Origin of the sequence: Streptomyces sp. AK010, from assembly GCF_014207295.1 — a bacterium.
Taxonomy (GTDB): domain Bacteria; phylum Actinomycetota; class Actinomycetes; order Streptomycetales; family Streptomycetaceae; genus Streptomyces; species Streptomyces massasporeus.
In genome coordinates this window covers 23,404-48,718 of the sequence record NZ_JACHCX010000007.1, presented here as the reverse complement: position 1 = coordinate 48,718, position 25,315 = coordinate 23,404, and the positions used below count along the sequence as shown (strand labels likewise).

Here is a 25,315-nt window from a genome sequence, read left to right as displayed (position 1 = left end):
ATGTCGACCCCGACGTTGCGCACGGACGAGCCCGCCTCGGCCCGGCTCGGCACACTCGCCGCACAAGGTGCCACTGGTGCCCTGTCCACCGAGACGGGCATCGTCTACCTCGCCGCGGGACACGTCGTCCACGTCGAATCCGCCGTCACTCCCGACCTCGGCGACCTGCTCACCCACAGCGGTGCGCTCGCCCCGGACGGCTGGTGGGAGGCGATCGACCAGGCCGGCCGCCGCTGCAGTGTCGGACGGCAGTTGGTGGACAGCGGCCACCTCGCCGCCGGCGCGCTGGAACTGTGCCATCTGGGCGCCCTCTTCGACGCGGCGTACTTCGTCCTCGCCCACGACGGGCCGGCGCTCCGGTTCCGTCCCGGAGCCGCACACTGGCTCGGCGCGGTCCGGTCCGTGCCGGTGGACACGGTCCTGCGTGAGTCCGGACGCCGCCGCGAACTCCTGCACCGCATATGGCCCGAATCCGCCGTCGACCGGGCGCCGCTCGCCCGGGTGCCCGGGCAGGACGCCACGGATCTGCCGGCCCGCCGCGGCCGGACTCTCGCCCAGGTCGACGGTGTCCGCACCGCCGCCCAGATCGCGACGGCCCTCGCCTGCCGCACCTTTCACACCCTCGTGGAGCTCCGCCGCCTGGCCGCGGCCGGGCTGGTGGCTCCCGTGGCCCCGCTCATACCCGGCCCCTCCTCAGCCCCGGCCCCAGCCCCAGCGTCCGCCCCCGCCACCGTGTCCGCCGAGCCGGGGCCCGTCCCCCGTCCCCTGGCATCGGACGAGCCCGAAACCGCACTGCTGCGACGGCTCCTGCACGCCTTGGAGGCACTGTGATCCGCGCGCGAAGACAGCGTGCCGAAAGGAGACTGCTCATGGCCGTCGAGACCGACGTCCTGGACGAACTGCGTCGGCTCCGCACCCGCATACCCCGGCTGACGGGCTCCCTCGCGGCCACCGTCGACGGACTCGTCCTCGCCCACGACGTGCCGGACACCGAGCCCGAGGGACTCGCGGCGCTCACCGTCGCCGCCCTCGGCGTCGCCTACCGCATGACCGACGCCGCCTCCCGCGGAGACTTCCGCGAACTGCTGGTGCGGGGCACCGGAGGCTACGTCGCGACCTACGCCGCCGGAACCACCGCCGTCCTCACCCTCCTGGCCGAGGACCGCGTCAACGTCGGCCGCCTCCACCTCGAAGGCCGTCGCAGCGGAGCCCGGATCGCCGACCTGCTGGCCACGCGCGTGGGCCCGGGCACCGGCCGCCACGCCGACCGGCCGGCGCCCGAAGAACACCTCGCCACGATGGCCCCGGCCATGGACCGGCCCATCGGCACCCTCCCGGTACGCACCCCGCAGCGGCCCACGCACCAGTCGCGCCCGCAGACCGGCAGCTGAGCCACTCGAACTTTTCTGACCCACCGAAGTAGATGACCGAAGGAAAGGAACCGAGCGCATGGCCAACACGGAGACCGCGCTGAAGGAATGCCTGAGCTCCATCGACGGAGCGACGGCCGTCGCACTCGTCGACTACACCAGCGGCATGGCCCTCGGCACCCTCGGCGGCACCAAGGACTTCAACCTCGAAGTCGCCGCCGCGGGCAACACCGACGTCGTGCGGTCCAAACTGCGCACCATGGAGCACCTGGGACTGAAGGAGGAGATCGAGGACATCCTGATCACCCTGAACACCCAGTACCACCTCATCCGCCTGCTGAAGGGGCGCGGAGGCAGCGGACTCTTCCTCTACCTCGTGCTCGACGCGAGCCGGGCCAACCTCGCGATGGCCCGCCACCAACTGCGCCGCATCGAAGCCGACCTGGAGGTCTGAGACCAGTACACCGGACGGGAGTCCTCCGCCACGCACATGTCGCGGAGGGCCCCGGCACGCCGCACGGCGACCACATGCGCCCGACCGGCCGCGTCTACGGTGTGTGTCATGACGGCACCCCTGGATGTGCTCGTGGTGGGCGCGGGCCCCACCGGACTCGCACTCGCGACCCAACTGCGTTCCTACGCAACCCCGTTGCGGATCGTGGACCGCTCACTGGACCGGGCCCGGGAGTCGCGCGCCCCGGCGGTCCAGCCCCGCACCCCGGAGATGCTGACCCCGTTCGGCGTGGCGGACGACCTCGCCGACCGCGGCAACGAGGAGTTGCTGGAGACGTACGAGGCGGAGCGCGCCCCGGTCGGCCGCGGCGTCCGCCGCCTCACCGACCGCGCGTTCACCGTCGGTACGAGCAGCCACCCCGCCCTGCGACTGGCACGGACGCGTCTCGCCCCGCATGTGGCCCCGCTTCTGCTGCGCGCGACCGCCGCCCGAGCCCGCCTGTTCCGTACGGTGTCCGAACTCGCCGTCCACTACCGCCGCGGCCCCGCCTCCATCACCGGACCGCACCGTCCACGGCAGGGTCCACGCGCCGGAGACCGCCTGCCCGACACCCCGGCCGGGCTCCAACGACGTATCGCCGGACCGGGCTACCACTTCCTGCTCACCGGCCCCGACCGGGCCTGGCCCGAAGACCCGCCGCCGGGCGGACGCCACGACCTGGTGAGCGTGCACCGCCTCGGCACGCGGAGCCCGTGGCCGGGCATCACACACGCCCTCGTACGACCCGACGGCTACGTGGGATACCTGGCGCGCGGCACCGATCTCACGGGCCTGCGCGCCTACCTCGACCACTGGCTGCCGGCCCCTTAGGGGTCCTTTCACTATGCCCGTCCGGGTCGCGTGGTCTGGCACCGCACCTCGCCGCGTTGCCGAAAAGCCCTAGTAGCTCCGCTACGAGGGCTTCCCGGCGCCTTGCGACGCACGGCACCAGACCACGCGCGCTGATCGGACGCTCATAGTGAAAGGACCCCTTAGACGAGGGGCCGGCAGCCGGTTCGGCGAAGGGATCAGCCGTGGTACGTGATGTACCCGTTGCGGTCCGCGTCGGAGCCGCTCCGGGTGTACGAGTGCACGTCGGCACGGCTGCCGGACGGCTTGTACACGTAGATCGTGTCCTTGTCGTTGTTCCACATGAAGTTGCAGTTGTCGCGGTAGACGACGTTCTTCGTGTCGGAGTCGGACCCGTTGCCGCCGCGCAGCTTCACGTAGTCGCCCGGCTGAAGGGTGTGGCTCGCGGTGAAGGTGAACTTGTTCCCCGCGGCGTCCTTCACGACGTACCCCTTGAGGTTCACCGTCGTGGAGCGCGAGTAGTTCTTGATGGTCAGGTACTCCTCGGCGGTGTTCCCGCCCGAGCAGCGGTTGGAGTCGCTCCCGGGGGCGTCGTACTGGATCCCCCGGATCTTCAGCGCGGAGTCGTACTCGGCGGCCTGGGCCGGAACCGCCGACAAAGCGGTCAGGGCCCCGGCGGCGACGGCCGTGGTGGCGACAAGGCGTATACGCATTGGACGTTCGTCCCCCCTGCATGGCCTTCAGGTGAAGGCGATGTGATGGTTCGGTGAAGCATCCGGATCGTACACGGTTCAAGTACGCAGAAGGGCGGGTCCGGTGACATTGCCACCGAACCCGCCCCGCGGGATGTAGAACGTCAGGTGTGAAGCGTCAGGCGCCGCTGGCCCGCAGCATGTCCTCGCGCTCGACGATCTTCACGCGCTCGCGGCCCTCGGGCTCACCCAGAGCCTTCTCCGCCGCGTCCAGCTTGTACCAGCCGTCCCAGGTGGTGAAGCGGATGTCGCGCTCGGCGAGGAACGCGTCCACGGCCTCCGGGGCGGGAGTCGCGGGCGTGTGCAGCCGCTCGTTGCGGTAGTCGTCGAGCAGGTTCGCCACGGTCTCGTTGGCGTCGCCCTTGGTGTGCCCGATGAGGCCGATGGGGCCCCGCCGGATCCAGCCGGTGACGTACGTGGACTGCAGGTGCTCGCCCGACTCCTGCATGACCCGGCCACCCTCGTCCGGGACGGTGCCGGAGTCGATGTCCCAGGGCAGCTTGGGGAGTTTGTCGGACAGGTAGCCCACCGCGCGGTACACCGCGCCCACGTCCCAGGTGTGGAACGTGCCGGTGCCCTTGACGTTGCCGGTGCCGTCCAGCTCCGTGCGCTCGGTGCGCAGGCCGACGACCTTGCCGTCCTCGCCGAGGAGCTCGACCGGGGACTCGAAGAAGTGCAGGAAGAGCTTGTGGGGACGGTCGCCGGTGTCGCGGATCGCCCAGTTCTCCAGGGTCTTCGCCACCATGTCGGCCTGCTTGTTGCCGCGCCGCGTGGTGATCGAGCCCTCGTCGTAGTCGATGTCCTCGGGGTCGACGATGACCTCGATGTTGGGGGAGTGGTCCAGCTCCCGCAGTTCCATCGGGCTGAACTTCGCCTGCGCCGGGCCGCGGCGGCCGAACACGTGGATCTCCTTGGCCCGGTTGGCCTTCAGGCCCTCGTGGACGTTCGCCGGGATCTCGGTGGGCAGCAGCTCGTCCGCCGTCTTGGCCAGGATGCGCGCGACGTCCAGAGCGACGTTGCCGACACCGAGCACGGCGACCTTCTCCGCCTCCAGCGGCCAGGTGCGCGGCACGTCGGGGTGGCCGTCGTACCAGGAGACGAAGTCGGCGGCGCCGTACGAGCCGTCGAGGTCGATACCCGGCAGGGAGAGCGCCCGGTCGGCCGTCGCGCCGGTGGCGAAGATCACACCGTCGTAGAACGCGCGCAGGTCGTCCAGGCCGATGTCGGTGCCGTAGTCCACGTTGCCGAAGAGCCGGATCTGCGGTTTGTCGAGCACCTGGTGCAGGGCGGTGATGATGCCCTTGATCCGCGGGTGGTCGGGGGCGACGCCGTAGCGGATCAGTCCGAACGGCGCCGGCATGCGCTCGAAGATGTCGATGGACACACCGGGTTCGGCGGCCACCTCGGACTTGAGCAGGGCGTCGGCGGCGTAGATCCCGGCGGGGCCGGATCCGACGATGGCTACCCGCAGGGGGCGGGGCATGGTCAGGTTCCCTTCGAGCGGCGACAAGCGATCTCGACGGGAAGCCTAAACTGAGGCATGCCTAAGTCGGTACGAGGGTCCAGTCTATGAGCTCATAAGGCTACTTTATGGGGAGTCCCCAGTGGCACTTATGGCAGGGGCTGCTCCGCCCAGATCACCTTCCCCGCGGGCAGATAGCGCGTCCCCCAGCGTTCCGCGAGCTGCGCGACGAGGAACAGGCCCCGCCCGCCCTCGTCCGTCATGGTCGCGTACCGCAGGTGCGGTGAGGTGCTGCTGCTGTCGAACACCTCGCAGATCAGGTTGCGCTCGCGCAGCACCCGTACGCGTATGGGCCCGTCGCCGTGACGGAGCGCGTTGGTGACCAGCTCGCTCAGGATCAGCTCCGTGCTGGACGTCAGCTCGTCCAGGCCCCACTCGGCCAGCTGCCGGCTGACCGCCGCCCGCACCTCGCCCACGGCCGCGGGATCGGCCGGCACCGGCCACTCGGCGACCTGGTCGGCGGCCAGCGCCCGGGTACGTGCGACGATCAGCGCGATGTCGTCGCTGGAACGGGCCGTGAGCTGCGAGTCGAGCACGACCCGGCAGGTGTCCTCCGGCGACTCGTCGGCCCGGCCCAGCGCCTCGCGCAGCATTTCCAGACCGACGTCGATGTCCCGCTCCCGGTCCTCGACCAGCCCGTCGGTGTAGAGGACCAGCCGGCTGCCCTCCGCCAGCTCCAGCTCCGCCGTCTCGAACGGCAGACCACCGAGCCCCAGCGGGGGACCGGCCGGCACGTCGGCGAACTCCACCGTGCCGTCCGGGTGGATCAGCGCCGGCGGGGGATGCCCGGCCCGCGCGACGGTACAGCGCCGGGAGACCGGGTCGTAGACGGCGTACAGACAGGTCGCGCCGGTGACCGGGGCGCTGCCCTCGTCCTCCGTCTCGTCCTGGTCGATGCGGCCGACCAACTCGTCCAGCAGGGCGATCAGTTCCTCGGGCGGCAGGTCGAGGGAGGAGAAGTTGTGCACCGCGGTGCGCAGCCGGCCCATCGTCGCCGCGGCGTGCAGCCCGTGGCCGACGACGTCTCCCACCACGAGCGCGACCCTGGCCCCCGACAGCGGCAGCACGTCGAACCAGTCACCGCCCACCCCCGCCTGCGCGGGCAGATAGCGGTAGGCGATCTCCAGGGCGCCCTGCTCGGGCAGGCTGCGGGGGAGCAGGCTGCGCTGGAGGGTCACCGCCATGCTGTGCTCGCGCGTGTAGCGGCGTGCGTTGTCGATGGAGACGGCGGCCCGCGCGACCAGCTCCTCGGCCAGGGCCAGCTCGTCGGTGTCGAAGGGCTCCTGCTTCTCGTAGCGCCAGAAGCTGACCACGCCGAGCACCAGGGCGCCTGCCCGCAGCGGCACGGTGATCAGCGAGTGGATGCCGTACGTGACGATCTGCGCGGAGCGCTTCAGGTCCTGTGCCTGCCAGCCCGGGGCCTCGCTCAGCCGGGGCTCCAGGACCGGGCGGCCCGTGGCGAGGCTGCGGCCCTGCGGGGAGGACGCGACGAACCTGATCCGCTCGCCGACCGGGTAGAGCGGCGCGTCCTTGCGGATCCCGCTCACCGCCGTCCGGCTGAGCGCCGCCGCCGCGGTCGGCTGCCCTCCGCCCAGCACCGCGTCGAACAGGTCCACCGTGACGAAGTCGGCGAACCGGGGCACGGCCAGCTCGGTGAGTTCCTCGGCCGTGCGGGTCACGTCCAGGCTGGTCCCGATGCCCACTCCGGCGTCGTAGAGCATGTTGAGCCGCTCGCGCGCGGTCTCGGCCCGCCCGGACAGGGCCCGCAGTTCCGTGGAGTCACGCAGGGTGGCGACGCTGCCGGGCGGGACGCCCGCACGGTCCGTGGTCCGCTGGTTGACAGCGAGGAGCCGGTCCCCGACCAGGTGCACCTCGTCCGTGGCGACCCGTCCGGAGGCCAGCAGGTCCCCGATGCCCGGGTCCAGACCGAGGCTGAGGACGTGCCCGCCCTCGGCGTCGGCGGGCAGCCCGAGCAGGCGGTGCGCCTCGTCGTTGGCGAGCAGCAGGGTGCCCCCGTCGTCGACGATGAGCACGCCCTCGCGGACGGCGTGCAGCACGGCGTCGTGGTGTTCGTACATCCGGGTCATCTCGTGCGGCCCGAGACCGTGGGTCTGTCGCAGCAGCCGCCGGCTCACCAGCGCGGCACCCGCCGTCGCCAGGGTCAGCGCCACCGCGGCGGCGGCGAGCACGAGGGGCAGCTGACGGTCGGCGGTGCCGCCGACGTTCCTGGTCGTGATCCCCGCCGAGACCAGCCCCACGACCCGGCCGTCCGGGCCCTTCACCGGCACCACGGCCTGGACGAGCGGGCCGATCGTGCCCTCGGTCTCCTCGGTGAACGACTCCCCGGCCAGCGCCGGGGCGATCGTCCCGACGAACTTCTGGCCGATACGGTCCGGCTTGGGGTGGGTGTAACGGATCCCGTCGGTGTTCATGACGACGATGAAGTCGACCTTCGACGCCTCGCGGGCGGCCTCGGCGCGCGGTTGGAGCACGGCGGTGGGATCGGGGCTCTGCAGCGCCGCGGCGGTGCCCGGCGCGTTCGCGAAGGTCTCCGCGACGGCGAGCGAGCGGTTGCGGGCCTCCTGCGTCGTGTCGTGCCGTACCTGGAGCACCAGCGCCACCACGGCCGCCACGACCAGCAGCAGCACGATCACCACGACGAGCAGGAACACCTGTCCGGCGACGCTGCGTCCGCCCAGCACCGACCGCAGCCCCGTCACCGGTTGCCACCGTGACGAGCCCGCCTCCCGCCGCTGCGGTGGGGACGGCGCAGTGCCGGGCCGCAGGGGCGATCGAGTCCCGGATCGACCCAAGAGTCGGACCATGTGCCATGTCTACACTGCCCGGCCCCGGGAGGCGAGGGGCATCACCCATGGTGGCAGGGGGTCCTCACCGTTTCGTCACGTCTGCGGGCGTGCAGGGCTCCCTGATCACCGACAACGTACGACGGAAGGGTGCAACACGCTCAGGCGCCCAGTGAGCGCGCCAGCTCGGACGTGGCCCGGGCGATCTCGCTGTCCTCGTCCGCCATCAGCCGACCGAGCTCGTCGCGCCGGGCCCGCACCGCCTGGCGCGCCGCACGCTCCCACACCACCGGATTCTCCCGGTGGTTGAGCAGCTTCGGATAGATGGCCGCGGTGCTCTCCCACTGCCGGGCGTCGGCGATGTTCTTGAGCAGCCCGATGATCTGGGCCCGGCAGGTCACCTGCGGCAGCTTCGCCAGCTCCCACAGGAACGGAACGGTGGCCGCGGTCGCCTGTTCGACGACGAAGCCGAACTGGCAGATCCGTTTCCGCAGGTCGTCGAGGGCGGAGCGGGCGGTGTCGGCATCACCCCGGGCGATGCCGTCGAGCAGGTGGGGAATGGCCGCCGCCGAGCCGGTGGAGTCCTGGATGTCGCCCCACGGCACGCGGTCCAGTGCCGTGAGCGGTGTCTTCCGGGCCACCCCGGCCGGGGCGTCGGGGCGCTGGGGGCGCTCGCTGCTCGGGTGTTCCGTCGAAGCGCTGCGCATGGCGAGGGGCCTTTCCGCGGCAGTCGTGTCAGAGGGGTGGGCAGGGTGTTGCCGGCCGGGTCGACAACCTGGCCCAGACCGTCTTGCCCGCAGGGGGAGTAGGGGCCCAGCCCCACTCCTCGGACAGGGCGTCGACGATGCAGAGCCCCCGGCCGTGCTCCTCCAGGGAGGCGCCCGTCGGCGCGTACACGGGCGGGTTGTCGTCGGCGTCGGCGACCGTGACCAGCAGATGGGTGGGGTCCAGGAGGAATCCGAGCCGGATCTCCGGCACACCCGGGCATCTTCGCGCCGCGTGCGTCGCGGCGTTGGCGGTGAGTTCGGTGATGACGAGCGTCGCGTCGTCGCAACGGTGGTCGAGGGACCAGCCGTGCAGCGTGTCGCGGGTGAAGGACCGGGCTCGTGCGAACCCCTCCCGGCTGCACTCGACACGCAGGGCGGTCGAGGCGGACAGGGCACCCGAGAACTGCGGCAGTGTCGTCGGCACCGAGGGCGGGCTCCCGTACGACGGGACCGTGTGCGGGCCGGTCGGCGAGGACTGGCCCGCCGTGGGAGCGCCCGCGTGCGCCGCAGCCCCACTCGGCGGCCGGAGCACGTGCTGCGCAGGTGATGACACGGCATCTCCCCGATGCGACGTCAGGACGCGGCGCCAGCCCGGGGGTTGACGCCGCAGCTATTATCCACGCTGAAGGGCGCTCGCGTGCAATTGCACGAGAAATTGCGTGAGAATCAAGCCGTTGTGGGTACGCAAGCCGGGACGGGTGCGGTCGAAGGGACGCGGCCGTGCTCGGGTCAACGGCCGGCACACCGTGCGGCGGGGAACGAGAACAGCAAGGAGACTGCGGTGCCACCAGTGCAGAACGGAGTGCGGGCAAGCTCGTTGGAAGCCTGCTGGATGAAGAGCCGGCACAGCAACGCCGAGGGCAACTGCGTCGAAGTCGCCCCTCTCGTCGACGGCGGGATCGCGATGCGCAACTCCCGCGACCCCGACGGACCCGCCCTCGTCTACACGTCGGCGGAGGTCGCGGCCTTCCTGGCCGGAGCGAAGGACGGCGAGTTCGACCACCTGTTGTGAGACCGCGGTGACGACCCGCCCGCGGCGCGACCCCCTCGGGGCGAAGCGGAGCCCAACTGCCTACTTCTGCGGGGGTGCTGCGGGCGGATGCGTGAAGGACCGGTGAAGTGCGATAGTGTGAGTCGCCCTTGTGCCGGTCTGCTGGGAGTCAGGATGTCCGCCGCGTCGCATCGCATCTCCCGCCTGGAACCCTACCTTGACAGGCCCGAGCCCGCGCCGACTCTGCTGAAGATGCTGGTCGGTGTGCAGCTCGCCGGCTTCCGCGAGGATGCCCGGCTCGCCCAGGACCAGGCTGCGCGCGCTGTCGGGTTCAGTCCCGCGAAGCTGTCCCGCATCGAGTCGGGCAAGGGCCGCCGCCCGCCGACGGAGAACGACGTCCGCGCTCTGCTGGAGCTGTACGGAACCGAGGACTACGAAGCCTCCGTGCTGCTCAAGCTGCTGCAGCGGGCGGGAGAGCCGGGCTGGTGGCAGCGCTACGACAAACGGCTGATGCCCGAGTGGTTCGACCGGCTGGTCGGGCTGCAGGAGGCCGCGGCCACCATCCGTACCTTCGAGATCCAGTACGTGCCCGGCCTGTTGCAGACGCCCGCCTACACCAAGGCCGTCGTGGAGCGCGGCCTGCCCAACGCGCCGGCCGGTGAGGTGGAGCGGCGCGTCGAACTGCGCAGGCACCGTGCCCGGTTGCTGTCGCGGACCGACGCCCCGCAGCTCTGGGCGATCATCGACGAGTCCGTGCTGCTGCGCGTCCTCGGCAGTACCGAGGTGATGCGGGAGCAGCTCGCGCACCTCGTCGAGATGGCCCAGCGTTCCAACGTCACCTTGCAGATCGTGCCGTTGAGCGTCACCAACGCCTCGGCACCGGCCATTCCGATCACGTATCTGCGCTTCGGCGGCCTCGATCTCCCCGATGTGGTCTACCTGGAGCACATCAAGAGCGCGAACTTCCTCGAGGACCGGGACGAGACCGAGGAATACCGGATCGCGCTGGACCGGCTCGCGGACGAGGCGCTCAAGCCCCGTGACTCGATGGAGCTGCTGCGGCAGACGATGGACCAGCGCTACCCGTGACGCACGGATGCCTCGCGCGGGACGAAGACCGTCCCGCGCGAGGCATCGGCGTGGTCACTTCTCCAGGGGGATCCGTCCGACGCCGCCGAACTCGATCCACTCGTGTGTGAGCTGACGGGGCGCCACCTCGGTGTCCGGGCGCCAGGTGGACACCTCCACGAGCCCCGGCTCCAGGATCTCCAGCCCCTCGAAGTACTTCTCCACGTCCTTCGGTTCGCGCACGCGGCCCCAGTTGCCCTGGGTCGCCTGGTCCATGAAGTTCGTGACGAAGGCGCGGACCTCCGGGTCCTCGCTGACCAGCTGGCACATCACCATGAAGCTGCCGGGCGCCAGCCGTTCCCGCACGCGGCGGGCCACCGCGAGCGGCCCGTCCGTGTCGCTGTCCGGGATGCAGTGGAACACCGAGTTGAAGAGCACGCACACCGGCTCGGAGAAGTCGATCAGCCGCAAGGTGTCGGCGTGCCCGAAGATCTGGTCGGTCTCGCGCATGTCCGCGTGAATGACGGTCGTCCGCTCGTCCTGCTCCAGGAGCGCGCGGCCGTGGACCAGCACCATCGGGTCGTTGTCCACGTAGACCACGTGGGTCTTGGGGTCGACGCGCTGGGCGACCTGGTGCACGTTGTCCTGCGTCGGCAGGCCGGATCCGTGGTCCAGGTACTGCCGGATGCCGTACTCCTCGGAGAGGGTCCTCACGACCCTCTGGAGGAAGCGCCGGTTGTTCAGGGCGAGGCGGCGCGTGCTCGGCACGACCTTGTCGAGTTCCTCGCACGCGGCGCGGTCGGCCGCGTAGTTGTCCTTGCCGCCCAGGTAGTGGTCGTACATGCGCGCTGCCGTCGGCACGTTCGCGTCGATCTCGGTGGACAGCCGCTTCTCGGAGTGCATCGTTCCCCCTGCAAGGTGCCGCGCCAACGGACTGGCCGGACAGGAAGTACATCCTAGGGAGCGGGAGTTGGGGGGTGCCAGCCCACTGGCGAAGGTGCCCATGATCGAACGACAAGATGATTGCCGGTCGTGCCACCCATGTGCGGTATGTAACCATTCCTGAACCGTCCGTCTCGCCGACGCGGGGTGCGAGCACGGCCTCGACCACACCATGATCAAGATCCTGGCCCCGCAGCTGTCGGCCGGTGTCTGACCGGGGCCGTCACCTCCGCCGCGGTCACTGCCGTCAGGGTCGGCGCCGTCACGGTCACCGTCGCTGCGCGGCGATCAGGGACCGGTACCAGTGGTAGCTGTCCTTGGGGGTCCGCTGCTGCGTGGCGTAGTCGACGCGGACGATCCCGAAGCGTTTGTCATAGCCGAAGGCCCACTCGAAGTTGTCCAGGAGCGACCACACGTAGTAGCCGCGCACGTCCACCCCGGCGTCCATCGCGGCCCGCAGGGTGGTGAGATGGTCGCGCAGGTAGGCGACCCGGTCGGCGTCGTGGACGGCGCCGTCGGGGCTCACCTCGTCGTCCTCCGCCGAGCCGTTCTCGGTGATGTGGACGGGTGGCAGGGCGTCGCCGTACTGCTCCTTGAGGTCCACGAGCAGGTCGGTGAAGGTGTGGGGTGCCACGGCCCAGCCCATGGCGGTGCGGCGCACGTCGGGCAGGGGCACCTCCTCGTACCGGTTGTCCGTCGCGACGCGCCGCGCCGGGTCGCTCTCGCGGTGCGGGGCGTCGGCCACCATGATCGGCCGGTAGTAGTTGATGCCGAGGAAGTCGAGCGGCTGGGAGATCGATTCCAGGTCGCCGTCCCGGCGGAAGCTCTGAGCAGTGATCAACGCGCCCCAGGTGTCCTCCTCGGTGGCCGGGTAGCGACCCCGGAGGACCGGCTCGGTCCACACGAGGTTGTGCAGGGTGTCGGCCCGGGTCACGGCCGCTTCGTCGGCGGGGGAGCGGGTCGAGGGCAGGTGGTGGTCGAGGTTGAGGGTGATGCCCACCTCGCGCACTCCGGCCGCCCTCAGTGCCTGTACGGCCAGGCCGTGCCCGACCAGCAGGTGGTGGGCGGCGGCCAGCGCGCCGTGGCCCTCGCGGGCGCCGGGGGCGTGCCGGCCGACGGAGTAGCCGAGGAAGGCACTGCACCACGGCTCGTTGAGGGTGATCCAGCGCGGCACCCGGTCGCCCAGGTGCTCCGCGACGACGGCCGCGTACTCACCGAACCGCTCCGCCGTCTCCCGTACCCGCCAGCCGCCGCCGTCCTCCAGAGCCTGCGGAAGATCCCAGTGGTAGAGCGTGGCAGCGGGCTCGATCCCCGCCGCCAGGAGCTCGTCGACCAACCGCGAGTAGAAGTCCAGCCCCTTCACGTTCACCGGGCCGGACCCGTCCGGCACGATCCGCGGCCAGGCGATCGAGAACCGGTAGGAGTCCACGCCCAGCTCGCGCAGCAACGCCACGTCCTGCGGATACCGGTGGTAGTGGTCACAGGCGACATCACCGGTGTCCCCGTTCGCCACCCGCCCCGGAGTGTGGCTGTAGGTGTCCCAGATGGACGGCCCGCGCCCGTCCTCCCGCACCGCCCCCTCGATCTGGTAGGAGGCGGTCGCGGCCCCGAACACGAAGCCCGGCGGAAAACTCGGGAAGTCAGTCATGCCCTCAACCATGCCCAGGGGCAGCCACGGTGTAGCCCGAGGCGATCGGGAGCGGCGCGTGGGGAGCGGCACCGGCGCCCTGCGCCCTGCGTCCTGCGCCCGTGCGGCACCGGCGTCCTGCGCCCGCTACGCGAACCGCTAATCTGGAAATACGAGAACGAGAATTAATCGGAAGTCGAGGGCGTGTCCGTAACCGCTGTTCTCACGGCCCCGGCCGCTTTTCCCAGGAGAAACCCATGGGCGACTATTACGATCTAGGCACCTACAGCCGTCCCGTCACCACGTCCTCCGCCGATGCCCAACTCTGGTTCGGTCGCGGCCTGATGTGGACATACGCCTTCCATCATGAGGAAGCGGTCGCCTGTTTCGAAAAGGCGGCCGAGGCCGATCCGGAGTGCGCGATGGCCCATTGGGGCATTGCCTACGCGCTCGGCCCGAACTACAACAAGCCCTGGGAATTCTTCGACGGCGAGGAACTGGTCCAGACGGTCGAGCGCACGCACACCGCCGTGGAACGGGCCCATGAGAAGGCCGCCCGCTGCACCCCGGTCGAGCAGGCCCTCATCGGCGCACTGCGGGCCCGCTACCCGCAGTCCCAGGCCGTCGAGGACTGCTCGGTGTGGAACGAGCCCTACGCGGACGCGATGCGCGTGGTCTACGAACTGGCGCCCGGCGACCCGGACGTCGCCACCCTCCACGCCGACGCCGCGATGAACCTCACCCCCTGGCAGTTGTGGAACCTCAAGACCGGGCAGCCGGCCGAGGGCGCCCGGACCACCGAGGCCAGGGCCGTACTGGAAGGCGCCCTCGCCACCGAGGCCGGAGTGCGCCACCCGGGGATCCTGCACCTCTACATCCACCTGATGGAGATGTCCCCGACACCCGAGCAGGCCCTCACCGTCGCCGACCGCCTGCGCCGCCTCGTGCCCGACGCCGGGCACCTGCTGCACATGCCCTCGCACCTGGACGTCCTGTGCGGCGACTACCGCCAGGTGGTCTCCGCCAACAGCGACGCGATCGCCGCCGACGAGAAGTACCACCGGCGGTCCGGCGCGATGAACTTCTACACCCTGTACCGGGCGCACAACCACCACTTCAAGATCTACGGTGCCATGCTCCTCGGCCAGGCACAGGTCGCCCTCGACGCCGCCGCCCAGCTGGAAGCCGCCATCCCCGAGGACCTGCTCCGCGTCCAGAGCCCCCCGATGGCCGACTGGCTGGAGGCTTTCCTGGCCATGCGCGTGCACGTCCTGATCCGCTTCGGCCGCTGGGCCGAGATCCTCGAACTGCCCGCCCCCGCCGATCCGGAGCTCTACGCGACGACCGTCGCCATGCGGCACTACGCCCGGGGCGTCGCCCTCTCCGCGACCGGCGAGGTCGACCGGGCGGAGGCCGAGCGCGAGTTGTTCCGCGCTGCGGTGGGCCGGGTGCCAGGGACGCGCATGCTGTTCAACAACACCTGCGAGGACATCCTCGCCATCGCCTCCGCCATGCTGGACGGCGAACTCGAATACCGCAGGGGCCGGCACGACCTCGCCTTCGCCGCCCTGGAACGCTCCATCGAGCTGGACGACAACCTGCCCTACGACGAGCCCTGGGGCTGGATGCAGCCCACCCGCCACGCCTACGGCGCGCTGCTGCTGGAACAGGGCCGGGTGGCGGAGGCGGAAGCCGTCTACCGCGCCGACCTCGGCCTCGACGACACCCTGCCCCGCCCGCTCCAGCACCCCAACAACGTCTGGGCGCTGCACGGCTTCCACGAGTGCCTGCTCCGCACGGGCAAGACCGGCGAGGCGGCCCTCGTGGCCCACCAGCTCAAGCTCGCGACCGCGCTGGCCGACGTACCGATCCACGCGTCCTGCTACTGCCGCCTGGACACCACGCCCGGCCCGCAGGCGGCCGACGGGTGCTGCCACTGACCTCAGCGGCTCACGGCCGGTACAGGCCCGCCCGCTCCAGCGCCCCGGTCATGGCCGCCCGCTCCCGCTGCCGCCGGCCGGGATCGGAGGTCAGGGACATCAGGAGCTCCGGTGACAGGCGCCGGTTCTCCGCGTGCGCCAGCAGGGATTCCGCGTCCTGCGCCGACGTCGCGCCGTGATCCTCGTCGGCGATCGTGCGCAGCACATCGGCCCGGTCGACGAAGCGGCTCATGCCGCAGTCGAGACCGTCGTCGTCCAGGGTGCCGGGGTAGGAGGCGCGAGCCCAGGCCCCGTCCTCGTACCAGTAGACGCAGTCCAGCCGCCACCCGCTCAGCAGATCCTTCAGCTGCTCGTGGGGGAGCCATTGCGGAGCGCCGGCCAGCATGTCGACCGGCGGCTCGTGCCACTTGGCGCCGCTCGACTCGTCCTCGCCGAAGAGCACGTACCGCCCCCCCCGCCCCGTGGTGCGAAGCCCCACCACGTGCGGCCGGCGTCGTCCAGATGGAGCCCCTCGCCGTCCACCCAGGTACCCGTGCGGTGGTGACGCTCCTGCTCACCCTCCGTGGTGGCCTCCAGTACGGCGATGAGCGCCCAGCGCGCCCACAGCACCTCGGCCGACGGAAGGTCCCCGGGCAGCCCCGGCCGATGGATGGTCATGACCCGCCCTCCGGGATCGTTGATCATGGTCGGGGCAAGGCTCTCATGGACCGGACACCCGCGCGGCACGTTTGAGCTGCCCTTTCACGGTCACTCGTGGGGTGACCCCGCAGTCGGACACGACTTGGAGTGAACGAACAGTGGCTGGAGACCAGAAGGGCAAGGCCAAGGCCGAGCAGGCCAAGGGCAAGGCCAAGGAGACGATCGGCCGTGCGGTGGGCAACGAGCGCCTGACGGCAGAGGGCCGGGCCGAGCAGTCGAAGGGCGACGCCCGGCAGGCCAAGGAGAAGACCAAGGACGTCTTCAAGCACTGAGGTCCTGTGGCGGTGCCGCGTCCCATGGGGGACGCGGCACATTGCCATGCCGGCCGGCAGATCGCAGGAGATCCGCCCCCGCATACCGTGAGAGCCAGCCGGTCTCACGGTGATCGCCCAGCACATGGACACGCCGAGCGGGCGTCACGTCCGCTCCGCCGCCGACACGGTACCGCCTCGCCCGAAAGGGCCGCGCCCCGTGTCCTCACGCATGTCGGCACGGTGGGCGCCGCGCAACCAGAGCGCCGATCGGCGCCTCACGCGTCCACACCTCCGGCTTGATCGAACCGGGGTCCTCCAGGGTCGGCAGATTCGCCTCCCCTCCCTCGTCCGTCGCCGTCTCACCCCTCCCTCGCGTGCGGCAGAGTGCCGGTTCCCAACTCGCCCCACCTCTTGACGTGTTGATTGCCGTCCTAAAACATTCGGGAAGCTCGATTGATTCTGCGCGGTTCTGTTCGCTCCCGAAGGGAATCCATGTCCAGCAGACATCGCCTTGCCCGGACGGCGCCGGCGATCACCGTCCCCCTGGCACTCGGCGCGGGCCTCGTGACCGTGCCTCCCGCCGTCGCTGCCGCCGATCCGCCCGCGAGTGCGGTGACGGTACGGATCGACCCGTCCTACCGGCAACAGGAGTTCGAAGGATGGGGGACCAGCCTCGTCTGGTTCGCCAACATCACCGGCCACTACCCCGAACCCATCCGGCAGAAGCTCGCCGACCTGCTGTTCGGCGAGGACGGGCTCCGCCTCAACATCGCGCGCTACAACATCGGCGGCGGCAACGCCCCCGACGTCCGCAAGGACTACATGAAGACCGGCGCGACGATGGACGGCTTCTGGAAGGCCCCCGCGGGCACCACCAGGGAGGACACCGACTGGTGGAAGCCGGACGACCCCGGGCACTGGGACTGGTCCGCCGACGCCGGCCAGCGCTGGTGGGTGGACCGCGTCAAGGGCAAGGTGACCCGCTGGGAGGCGTTCAGCAACTCGCCGCCCTGGTTCCAGACCGTCAGCGGCTACGTCTCCGGCGGCTTCGACGCCAACACGGACCAGATACGGGCGGACCGCGTCGACGACTTCGCCACCTACCTGGTCAAGGTCACCGACCAGCTGGAGAAGAAGCACCGCATCACGTTCGACACCATCGCCCCGCTCAACGAGCCCAACACCAACTACTGGGGCACCCAGATCGGCGCCGACGGACAGCCCACCGGCGGCCGCCAGGAGGGCGCGCACGCAGGCCCCGAACTCCAGCAGAAGATCGTCCTGGCCCTGCACCGCGCGCTGGAGAAGGCACGGACCCGCGCCACGATCTCCGCGATGGACGAGACCAACCCCAGCACCTTCGTCCGCAACTGGAACGCCTACGACCCATCCGCCCGGGCCGCCGTCGACCAGCTCAACGTGCACACCTACGGCACCGGCATGCGCACCAGCGCCCGCGACAGCGCCAAGGCAGCGGACAAGCGGTTCTGGATGAGCGAGGTCGAGGGCACCTGGGGGACCGGCACCGACTTCACCGGCATGGAACCGGGACTCGGCATCGCCACCCGGGTCGTCGAGGACATGCGTGAACTGGAGCCGTCCGCCTGGGTGTTGTGGCAGCCGATCGAGGACTCCATCCCCCAGGCGCAGGCCGGCAAGAACTGGGGCAGCATCCACATCCCGTTCAACTGCACGGCGAAGGACACCCTGGAGACCTGCCCGGTCAAGGCCAACACGAAGTTCGACACCCTGCGCAACTTCACCCACCACATCCGCCCCGGCGACCACTTCGTCAAGGCCGACGACCCCTCCAGCGTCGCCGCCGTGCGGGGGTCCGGCCCCGGAGCGAAGGTGGTGCACGTCAACAACGGCACGAGCCCGCGCGCGGTGACCCTGGACCTCTCGAAGTTCCGTCGGGTCACACCCGGCGCCACCGTGACCCCCGTCGTGACCAGCGCCTCCGGCGCACTCGTCCGCGGAACGCCCGTCAGGGTCGAGGACCGCTCGGCCACCGTGACCGTCCCTGCGAAGTCGGTCACCACCCTCCTCGTCGACGGCGTGTCCGGCACCGCGAAGGACGCCGCGCTCGTCCAGCCCGGCCACACCTACCGCCTCCAGGGCGCCCAGAGCGGCAAGTCCCTGGCCCCGTCCGCCGACGGCAACGGCGTCGTCGTCCGTACGTCCGACCCGGCCGCCAAGTCGCAGCTGTGGAGCGTGAAGCGGCTGACCCGCGGCGAGAGCAACCGCGAGCGCTACGCCCTCGTCAACGCGGTTGACGGCAGGCGCCTGGCCGTACGCGACAACGAGGCCGTACTGGAGGACGGGAACACACCGGCCGCACAGTGGATCATGTCCACCACCGGAGACGGCACCTGGACCTTCGTCAACGCCGCTACGGGCCGCCTCCTCGACGTCGTCAACCAGTCGACCACGGACGGCGCCCGCGTATCGGCCTTCCTCCCGACCTCCACCGCGAACCAGCGCTGGGGCGTGACCGACGAGACGGTCCTGCGGACACGACCCGCGGCAGCGTTCACCGTCCCCGGGCGCGCCCCCGAACTGTCCGGCACCGTGACGCCCGTCTTCCGCGACGGCGCCCGGGGCGCGCTCCCGGTCGAGTGGACGCTGCCCTCCGAGTCGCGCTGGCGCAAGCCCGGAACGGTTCGTGTGAAGGGCAGGGCCACCGACGCCCTCGGCCGGACCGTCCCGGCCGAGGCGGTCGTCACCGTGGACACCATCGCCTCGACCCTCCCGGCCCGCGCCAAGACCTACACCGGCGGACGGCCCGGCCTGCCCGCCACGGTCACCGGCGTGGGACGGCACGGCGGGACGGCAGACCTCCCGGTCACCTGGGACGCCGCACCCGAGGGCGCGTTCGGCGACACCGGCGTGGTGACCCTGCGCGGCACGGCCCGGGTACCCGGCGGGGAAACGGCCGCGGCGACCGTACGCGTCCAGGTCACCGCGCCGAAGGAGACCGACTCGGCGCGCGACGAGGGCGTCACGGTCGGCGCGACCTACACCGAGGGCGGCTACTCCGCCGAGGGGCTGCGCAACGGCACCACGTCCGAGAAGGCCTGGTCGAACTGGAAGTCCGGCACGAAGAACCCGTCCGACACCATCACCTTCACGCTGCCGGAGGCGCGCGATCTGACCCGGGTCGTGACCCACTTCCACCGCGACGGCACCAACGTCAGTTTCGCGGAGTCCCTCAAGGTGCAGGTGCGTGGGATCGACGGCACCTGGTCCGACGCGAGCGACCAGGTCGCCGTCGGCACCGAGGGGACGCCCGTGGCCGACGTCAGGGTGCGTGGCACCGGCCCGGTGACGGGTGTGCGCGTGGTGATGACGGCCCGTCCGGGCGGATACATCACCCTCGGGGAGATCGAGGTCTTCGCCAAGGCACCGGGCGTTTCCGCCGACGCCGCGGCCGCGTCGATCGCGGTGGACGGCGAGTCCCTGAGCGGCTTCGAGCCGGACCGGACGGGCTACCGGGTGGCGGTCGACCGCCCGGACCGCGCCGAGATCACCGCCACATCGCGTGATCCCTACGCGAAGGTAACGGTCCGGCGGGACACCGCCGGCGGCAAGAAGGCCCACATCGTGTCCGTGACCAGCGAAGACGGCTCACAGGCGCGGGAGTACCGGATCGAGCTGACCCGTCGGTGACACACGAAAGCGCGGGGCCCGCACGCCCCGCGCTTTCGTCTTCCGGGGTCAGACCGCCGGGGCCGGGTACGTCGGGTACTCCACGCCGGAGACGTGCTGCACGACGCGGATGACCTGGCACGAGTAGCCGAACTCGTTGTCGTACCACAGGTACAGGATCGCGTTGTCGCCGTCGACCTTGGTGGCGCCGGCGTCGACGATCGAGGCGTGGCGCGAGCCGATGAAGTCGCTCGAGACCGCGTCGGGAGCCGTGGTGAAGTCGATCTGGCGCTTGAGCGGCGAGGTCAGCGAGACGTCGCGGAGGTGGTCGAGGACCTCCTCGCGGGTGGTCTCGCGGCCGAGGCGCAGGCTGAGGATCGCGATCGAGACGTCCGGGACCGGGACGCGGATCGAGCTGCCGGTGATCGGCGCCTTGAGGTCGGGCAGCGCCTTGGCGACGGCGGAGGCGGCACCGGTCTCGGTGATGACCATGTTGAGCGGCGCGGACCGGCCGCGGCGGTCGGCCTTGTGGTAGTTGTCCAGCAGGTTCTGGTCGTTCGTGAACGAGTGAACCGTCTCGACGTGGCCGCGCTGGACCCCGAACTCGTCGTCCATCGCCTTCAGCGGCGGCACGATCGCGTTCGTGGTGCAGGACGCGCAGGACAGGATCTGCTCGTCCGGCTTGATCGTGTCGTGGTTGACGCCGTGCACGATGTTGGGGACGTCACCCTTGCCGGGCGCGGTCAGCACGACCTTGTCGATACCGGGGCGCAGGTGCTGGGACAGGCCCTCGCGGTCGCGCCACTTGCCGGTGTTGTCGATGAGGATGGCGTCCTTGATGCCGTAGGCCGTGTAGTCGACCTCGGACGGGTCGTTGGCGTAGATCACCTTGATGGCGTTGCCGTTGGCGACGATCGTGCTGTTCGCCTCGTCGACGGTGATCGTGCCCTGGAACTGGCCGTGGATCGAGTCGCGGCGCAGCAGCGAGGCGCGCTTGACGATGTCCTGCTCGCCACCCCCGCGCACGACGATGGCCCGCAGCCGCAGACCGTTGCCCGAGCCGGACTTCTCGATGAGCAGGCGGGCCACGAGCCGGCCGATGCGGCCGAAGCCGTAGAGGACGACGTCCCGGCCCTCACGGCGCTCGATCTTGTTGGCGCCCGTGGCACCGGCGACGGCCTCGGCGGTGAACTCGGCGACCGACAGACCGCGGTCGTCCTCGCGGTAGGTCGCGGCGAGCATGCCGATGTCGATCTGGGAGGGACCCAGGTCGAGCTCGGCGAGGGTCTGCAGGAACGGCAGCGTCTCGGTGACCGAGAGCTCCGCACCGGCGATCTGCCGGGCGAAACGGTGGGTCTTGAGGATGCTCACCACCGACTTGTTCACCAGGGAGCGGCTGTGCAGCAGGACAGTCACGTCCTGCTCGCGGTGCAGCTTCCCGATGATCGGGATCATCGACTCCGCGATCTCCTCGCGGATCTTCCAGTTGGTGAACGAGTCGTCGTTGACAGTCACGAGTCCATCTTTCGAGCTAGGCGGCGCTCATATGTTAAACCGTCGATTTCCCGATCTTGAAGGGGGTACCTCCGACCCCCGTTCCGAGGGCACTCCGCGCGCCCCTGAGGGCAGGGCTTGAGACGATCGAAAGCGGATCTTCCGCGCGAAAGGGGTGCCCATGGACTACGACTCCGTAGCCGACGAGCTGTACGCCCTGCGCCCGGAGGAGTTCACCGCCGCCCGGGCCTCCGCCATGGCCTCCGCCCGCACCGCCGGAGGCCGGGAACTCGCCGAGCGCATCCGGGCGTTGCGCAAACCCAGCCTCGCCGCCTGGGTCAGCAATCTCCTGGTCCGCAGCAGCCCCGGTGAGGTCGAGTCCCTGCTGCGCCTGGGGGAGGGGCTGCGGCAGGCCCACCAGGACCTGGACGGCACGCAGCTGCGCGAGCTGAGCCGCCGGCAGTACGCGCTCATCCGCGCCCTGTCCCTCCAGGCCCGGCAGCTCGCCAAAGAGGCCGGCCATCCGATCGGCGAGAGCGTGCAGCGCGAGGTCGAGAACACGCTGCACGCCGTCCTGGCCGACCCCGAGGCCGCCCGGGCCTGGGCGGACGGCCGCCTGGCCAGGCCGCTCAGCGCGGCCGTCGGCTTCCCCGCCACCGCCGAGGGCGCCCGGCCGCGGCGCCCTGAACCCCCACCCGCACCCGCCCCCTCCCGCCCGGGCGGGAAGGAGAGTGAGCGGCAGCGGCGCAGGCTCGCCCAGGCCCGAGAAGAGGCCGCAGCCGCCGAACGCGAGCTACGGGAGCTCCGGGACGAGGCGGACGCCGCGGGCCGGGAGGTGACGGAGACGAAACAGCAGGTGGACGGCCTCCAGCGGCGCGTCGAGGAGCTCACCGGCGCATTGGAACAGGTCAGGGGCGAACGCCAGCAGGCCCGCTTCGCCGAACGGGCGGCCCGGGAGCGGGCGCGCACGGCGGATCGCCGGGCCCGCGAGGCCGGTCGCAAGGCCGCGACGGCCGCCGCCCGCCTCGAACGCCTGACCTCACCCTCGTCGGACGCGTGACCCGCTGACCGACACGGCGGTGCGCGCCCCCTCCGGTGCCCGCCGGGACGTCATGATGGCGGCTGTGACTGAGCTCACAGCCGGTAAGTAAGCCGCCCCGCAAAGGCTCCACACACGACATCAAAATTGAACCGTTCGTTTTCTTGAACCGCTCGTGTTTGTGTGTCTAGGCTGGGCGCATGACCGCATCCGGGAACCCGACCACAGCCGAGGAGCTGCGCGGTGCCGGCCTGAGGGTGACGGCCGCCCGCGTCGCGCTGCTCGAGGCCGTGCGGGACGGTGACCACCTCGGCGCCGAGGCGATCGCCTCCGAGGTGCGCGGCCGTGTGGGCCACATCTCCGTCCAGGCCGTCTACGAGGGGCTGCACGCGCTCACCGCGGCGGGCCTCATACGCCGCCTCGACCCACCCGGCAGCCCGGCCCTCTACGAGGGGCGGGTCGGCGACAACCACCACCACCTCGTGTGCCGGTCGTGCGGAGCCGTCGCCGACGTCGACTGCGCGGTCGGTCACGCCCCCTGCCTGACCGCGTCCGACGACCGCGGTTTCGCCGTCGACGAGGCCGAGGTCATCTACTGGGGCCTGTGCCCCGCCTGCTCCACCGCCCGCAGCAACTGAGCACGTGATCCCCCCGAGCGTTCCCGAGCACACCTGATCCACCCGAGCGTTCCCGAGCACGTGATCCCCCCCCGAGCACCGTGATCCACCCCGTCCGGAAGGATTTCCATGACTGAGAACCACGACGCGATCGTCACCGACTCCAAGTCGCAGGAGGCGGGAGGCGGTTGCCCCGTGGCGCACGGCCGCGCCCTGCACCCGACCCAGGGCGGCGGCAACCGCCAGTGGTGGCCCGAGCGGCTCAACCTGAAGATCCTCGCCAAGAACCCCGAGGTGGCCAACCCGCTCGGTGGGGACTTCGACTACGCCGAGGCCTTCAAGAACCTCGACCTCGACGCCGTCAAACAGGACATCGCCGAGGTGCTCACCACCTCGCAGGACTGGTGGCCGGCCGACTTCGGCAACTACGGCCCGCTGATGATCCGTATGGCCTGGCACAGCGCGGGCACCTACCGCATCAGCGACGGCCGCGGCGGCGCCGGCGCCGGCCAGCAGCGCTTCGCCCCGCTCAACAGCTGGCCGGACAACGGCAACCTCGACAAGGCCCGCCGTCTGCTGTGGCCCGTGAAGAAGAAGTACGGCCAGAGCATCTCCTGGGCCGACCTCATGATCCTCACCGGCAACGTCGCCCTGGAGCAGATGGGCTTCGAGACCTTCGGCTTCGCCGGCGGCCGCGCGGACGTCTGGGAGCCCGAGGAGGACGTGTACTGGGGCCCCGAGACCACCTGGCTCGACGACAAGCGCTACACGGGCGACCGCGAGCTGGAGAACCCGCTCGGCGCCGTCCAGATGGGCCTCATCTACGTCAACCCCGAGGGGCCCAACGGCAACCCGGACCCGATCGCCGCGGCCCGCGACATCCGCGAGACGTTCCGCCGCATGGCGATGAACGACGAGGAGACCGTCGCCCTGATCGCGGGCGGCCACACCTTCGGCAAGACCCACGGTGCCGGCCCGGCCGACAGCGTCGGGGCCGACCCCGAGGCCGCCTCCATGGAGGAGCAGGGCCTCGGCTGGCGCAGCACCTACGGCACGGGCAAGGGCGGCGACGCCATCACCTCGGGCCTCGAGGTCACCTGGACCAGCACGCCCACCCAGTGGAGCAACGGCTTCTTCAAGAACCTCTTCGAGTTCGAGTACGAGCTCGAGCAGAGCCCGGCCGGTGCCAACCAGTGGGTCGCCAAGGATGCCCCGGAGATCGTCCCGGACGCGCACGACTCCTCGAAGAAGCACCGTCCGAAGATGCTCACCACGGACCTGGCGCTGCGCTTCGACCCGATCTACGAGCCCATCTCCCGCCGGTTCTACGAGAACCCGCAGGAGTTCGCGGACGCGTTCGCCCGCGCCTGGTTCAAGCTGACCCACCGTGACATGGGCCCGAAGTCGCTGTACCTCGGCCCGGAGGTCCCGGCCGAGACCCTGGTGTGGCAGGACCCGCTGCCGGAGGCCGAGGGTGAGCCCATCGACGGCGGCGACATCGCGACCCTGAAGGCCAAGCTCCTCGAGTCGGGTCTGTCCGTCTCGCAGCTGGTGTCCACCGCCTGGGCCTCGGCGTCCACCTTCCGCGGCAGCGACAAGCGCGGCGGTGCCAATGGCGCCCGTATCCGCCTCGAGCCGCAGCGCGGCTGGGAGGTCAACGAGCCCGACGAGCTGGCCCAGGTCCTGCGGGTGCTGGAAGGCATCCAGCAGGAGTTCAACTCCGGCGCCAAGAAGGTCTCGCTGGCCGACCTGATCGTCCTCGGCGGCACCGCCGCCGTCGAGAAGGCGGCCAAGGAAGCCGGCTTCCAGGTGGAGGTCCCCTTCACCGCGGGCCGCGTGGACGCGACGGAGGAGCACACCGACGCCGAGTCGTTCGAGGCGCTCGAGCCGATCGCCGACGGGTTCCGCAACTACCACGGCAAGGGCAACCGCCTGCCGGCCGAGTTCCTGCTCCTGGACCGCGCGAACCTGCTCACCCTGAGCGCCCCCGAGATGACCGTCCTGGTCGGTGGCCTGCGCGTGCTGGGCGCCAACCACCAGCAGTCCCAGCTCGGCGCCTTCACCAAGACGCCCGGCTCGCTGACGAACGACTTCTTCGTCAACCTGCTCGACCTGGGCATCACATGGAAGTCGACGTCCGAGGACCAGACCACGTTCGAGGGCCGCGACGCCGCCACGGGCGAGGTCAAGTGGGCCGGTTCCCGCGCCGACCTGGTCTTCGGCTCGAACTCCGAGCTGCGCGCCCTCGCCGAGGTCTACGCGAGCGACGACGCGAAGGAGAAGTTCGTCCACGACTTCGTCGCGGCATGGGTCAAGGTCATGAACCTGGACCGGTTCGACCTGGTCTGATCACCCCCGCATGACAGGACGCCCGGGCCGACAGGCCCGGGCGTTCCTGCTGGTTGCCTGAGGGACCGTCAAAGACCGTTCAAGGTAAGAACATCACTTACCCAACTCTCACCATGAAACGGCAAGGAT

The 25,315-nt window shown here is 70.7% G+C and carries 21 protein-coding genes; 12 read left to right on the top strand and 9 right to left on the bottom strand.

Annotation, left to right across the window (positions count from 1 at the left end):
• From HDC93_RS15400 to HDC93_RS15385, 4 genes are all read left to right on the top strand, one after another.
• Positions 1-831, top strand: a complete 831-nt coding sequence (locus HDC93_RS15400) for a hypothetical protein (RefSeq protein ID WP_398985346.1) — start codon at positions 1-3, stop codon at positions 829-831.
• A 38-nt stretch (positions 832-869) separates the two neighbouring features.
• Positions 870-1,391, top strand: a complete 522-nt coding sequence (locus tag HDC93_RS15395; RefSeq protein ID WP_185011162.1) for a roadblock/LC7 domain-containing protein — start codon at positions 870-872, stop codon at positions 1,389-1,391.
• A gap of 58 nt (positions 1,392-1,449) precedes the next feature.
• Positions 1,450-1,824, top strand: coding sequence for a hypothetical protein (locus HDC93_RS15390; protein WP_185011160.1), 375 nt, complete (start codon positions 1,450-1,452; stop codon positions 1,822-1,824).
• Between the two features lie 108 nt (positions 1,825-1,932).
• On the top strand, positions 1,933-2,694 hold the full coding sequence (locus tag HDC93_RS15385; RefSeq protein WP_260419582.1) for an FAD-dependent monooxygenase: 762 nt from the start codon (positions 1,933-1,935) through the stop codon (positions 2,692-2,694).
• Between the two features lie 197 nt (positions 2,695-2,891).
• Here HDC93_RS15385 and HDC93_RS15380 read toward each other — a convergent pair whose 3' ends face one another.
• The 5 genes from HDC93_RS15380 to HDC93_RS15360 form a co-directional block, all read right to left on the bottom strand.
• On the bottom strand, positions 2,892-3,386 hold the full coding sequence (locus HDC93_RS15380; RefSeq protein WP_185011156.1) for a lamin tail domain-containing protein: 495 nt from the start codon (positions 3,384-3,386) through the stop codon (positions 2,892-2,894).
• 157 nt (positions 3,387-3,543) lie between these two features.
• Complete coding sequence (locus HDC93_RS15375; RefSeq protein WP_185011154.1) at positions 3,544-4,908, bottom strand: FAD-dependent oxidoreductase; 1,365 nt, start codon at positions 4,906-4,908, stop codon at positions 3,544-3,546.
• 128 nt (positions 4,909-5,036) lie between these two features.
• Positions 5,037-7,772 carry a SpoIIE family protein phosphatase/ATP-binding protein gene (locus HDC93_RS15370; protein ID WP_185011152.1) on the bottom strand — a complete coding sequence of 912 codons (2,736 nt, stop codon included), beginning with the start codon at positions 7,770-7,772 and terminating at the stop codon, positions 5,037-5,039.
• A 140-nt stretch (positions 7,773-7,912) separates the two neighbouring features.
• The gene (locus HDC93_RS15365; protein WP_185011150.1) at positions 7,913-8,458 is read right to left on the bottom strand and encodes a hypothetical protein; all 546 of its coding nucleotides are present in this window, start codon (positions 8,456-8,458) and stop codon (positions 7,913-7,915) included.
• Positions 8,459-8,486: 28 nt separating this feature from the next.
• The gene (locus HDC93_RS15360; RefSeq protein WP_221516768.1) at positions 8,487-9,095 is read right to left on the bottom strand and encodes an ATP-binding protein; all 609 of its coding nucleotides are present in this window, start codon (positions 9,093-9,095) and stop codon (positions 8,487-8,489) included.
• A gap of 204 nt (positions 9,096-9,299) precedes the next feature.
• Between HDC93_RS15360 and HDC93_RS15355 the strand changes: the two genes are divergently transcribed.
• A complete protein-coding gene (locus HDC93_RS15355) occupies positions 9,300-9,530 on the top strand; it encodes a DUF397 domain-containing protein (RefSeq protein WP_185011146.1) in 231 nt (76 codons plus the stop codon).
• Positions 9,531-9,683: 153 nt separating this feature from the next.
• Positions 9,684-10,598, top strand: a complete 915-nt coding sequence (locus HDC93_RS15350; protein WP_185011144.1) for a helix-turn-helix transcriptional regulator — start codon at positions 9,684-9,686, stop codon at positions 10,596-10,598.
• Between the two features lie 54 nt (positions 10,599-10,652).
• Here HDC93_RS15350 and HDC93_RS15345 read toward each other — a convergent pair whose 3' ends face one another.
• Both HDC93_RS15345 and HDC93_RS15340 read right to left on the bottom strand, forming a co-directional pair.
• Positions 10,653-11,480 carry an SAM-dependent methyltransferase gene (locus HDC93_RS15345; RefSeq protein ID WP_185011142.1) on the bottom strand — a complete coding sequence of 276 codons (828 nt, stop codon included), beginning with the start codon at positions 11,478-11,480 and terminating at the stop codon, positions 10,653-10,655.
• Positions 11,481-11,787: 307 nt separating this feature from the next.
• On the bottom strand, positions 11,788-13,167 hold the full coding sequence (locus HDC93_RS15340; RefSeq protein WP_185011140.1) for a GH1 family beta-glucosidase: 1,380 nt from the start codon (positions 13,165-13,167) through the stop codon (positions 11,788-11,790).
• Positions 13,168-13,403: 236 nt separating this feature from the next.
• Here HDC93_RS15340 and HDC93_RS15335 point away from each other — a divergent pair, with 236 nt between their 5' ends.
• On the top strand, positions 13,404-15,086 hold the full coding sequence (locus HDC93_RS15335) for a hypothetical protein (protein WP_185011138.1): 1,683 nt from the start codon (positions 13,404-13,406) through the stop codon (positions 15,084-15,086).
• A gap of 10 nt (positions 15,087-15,096) precedes the next feature.
• Here the strand turns inward: HDC93_RS15335 and HDC93_RS15330 are convergent, their stop codons facing one another.
• The gene (locus HDC93_RS15330) at positions 15,097-15,528 is read right to left on the bottom strand and encodes a hypothetical protein (protein WP_260419581.1); all 432 of its coding nucleotides are present in this window, start codon (positions 15,526-15,528) and stop codon (positions 15,097-15,099) included.
• Positions 15,529-15,883: 355 nt separating this feature from the next.
• Between HDC93_RS15330 and HDC93_RS15325 the strand changes: the two genes are divergently transcribed.
• Both HDC93_RS15325 and HDC93_RS15320 read left to right on the top strand, forming a co-directional pair.
• Positions 15,884-16,057 carry a CsbD family protein gene (locus HDC93_RS15325; RefSeq protein WP_078615249.1) on the top strand — a complete coding sequence of 58 codons (174 nt, stop codon included), beginning with the start codon at positions 15,884-15,886 and terminating at the stop codon, positions 16,055-16,057.
• Between the two features lie 474 nt (positions 16,058-16,531).
• Entirely contained in the window at positions 16,532-19,708 is a 3,177-nt protein-coding gene (locus tag HDC93_RS15320) for an RICIN domain-containing protein (protein WP_185011136.1), read from the top strand.
• A gap of 48 nt (positions 19,709-19,756) precedes the next feature.
• Here HDC93_RS15320 and HDC93_RS15315 read toward each other — a convergent pair whose 3' ends face one another.
• Complete coding sequence (locus HDC93_RS15315; protein WP_184915931.1) at positions 19,757-21,202, bottom strand: glyceraldehyde-3-phosphate dehydrogenase; 1,446 nt, start codon at positions 21,200-21,202, stop codon at positions 19,757-19,759.
• A 160-nt stretch (positions 21,203-21,362) separates the two neighbouring features.
• On the opposite strand from HDC93_RS15315, the gene HDC93_RS15310 reads away from it, so the two are divergent.
• The 3 genes from HDC93_RS15310 to katG all read left to right on the top strand — a co-directional run bounded on the left by HDC93_RS15310 (position 21,363) and on the right by katG (position 25,186).
• Positions 21,363-22,241 (top strand): hypothetical protein, encoded by an 879-nt coding sequence (locus tag HDC93_RS15310; protein ID WP_185011134.1) that lies wholly within the window; start codon positions 21,363-21,365, stop codon positions 22,239-22,241.
• Between the two features lie 179 nt (positions 22,242-22,420).
• Positions 22,421-22,858 carry a Fur family transcriptional regulator gene (locus HDC93_RS15305; RefSeq protein WP_031111199.1) on the top strand — a complete coding sequence of 146 codons (438 nt, stop codon included), beginning with the start codon at positions 22,421-22,423 and terminating at the stop codon, positions 22,856-22,858.
• Positions 22,859-22,966: 108 nt separating this feature from the next.
• Positions 22,967-25,186 (top strand): catalase/peroxidase HPI, encoded by a 2,220-nt coding sequence (katG, locus tag HDC93_RS15300; protein WP_185011132.1) that lies wholly within the window; start codon positions 22,967-22,969, stop codon positions 25,184-25,186.
• Positions 25,187-25,315: the final 129 nt, after the last annotated feature.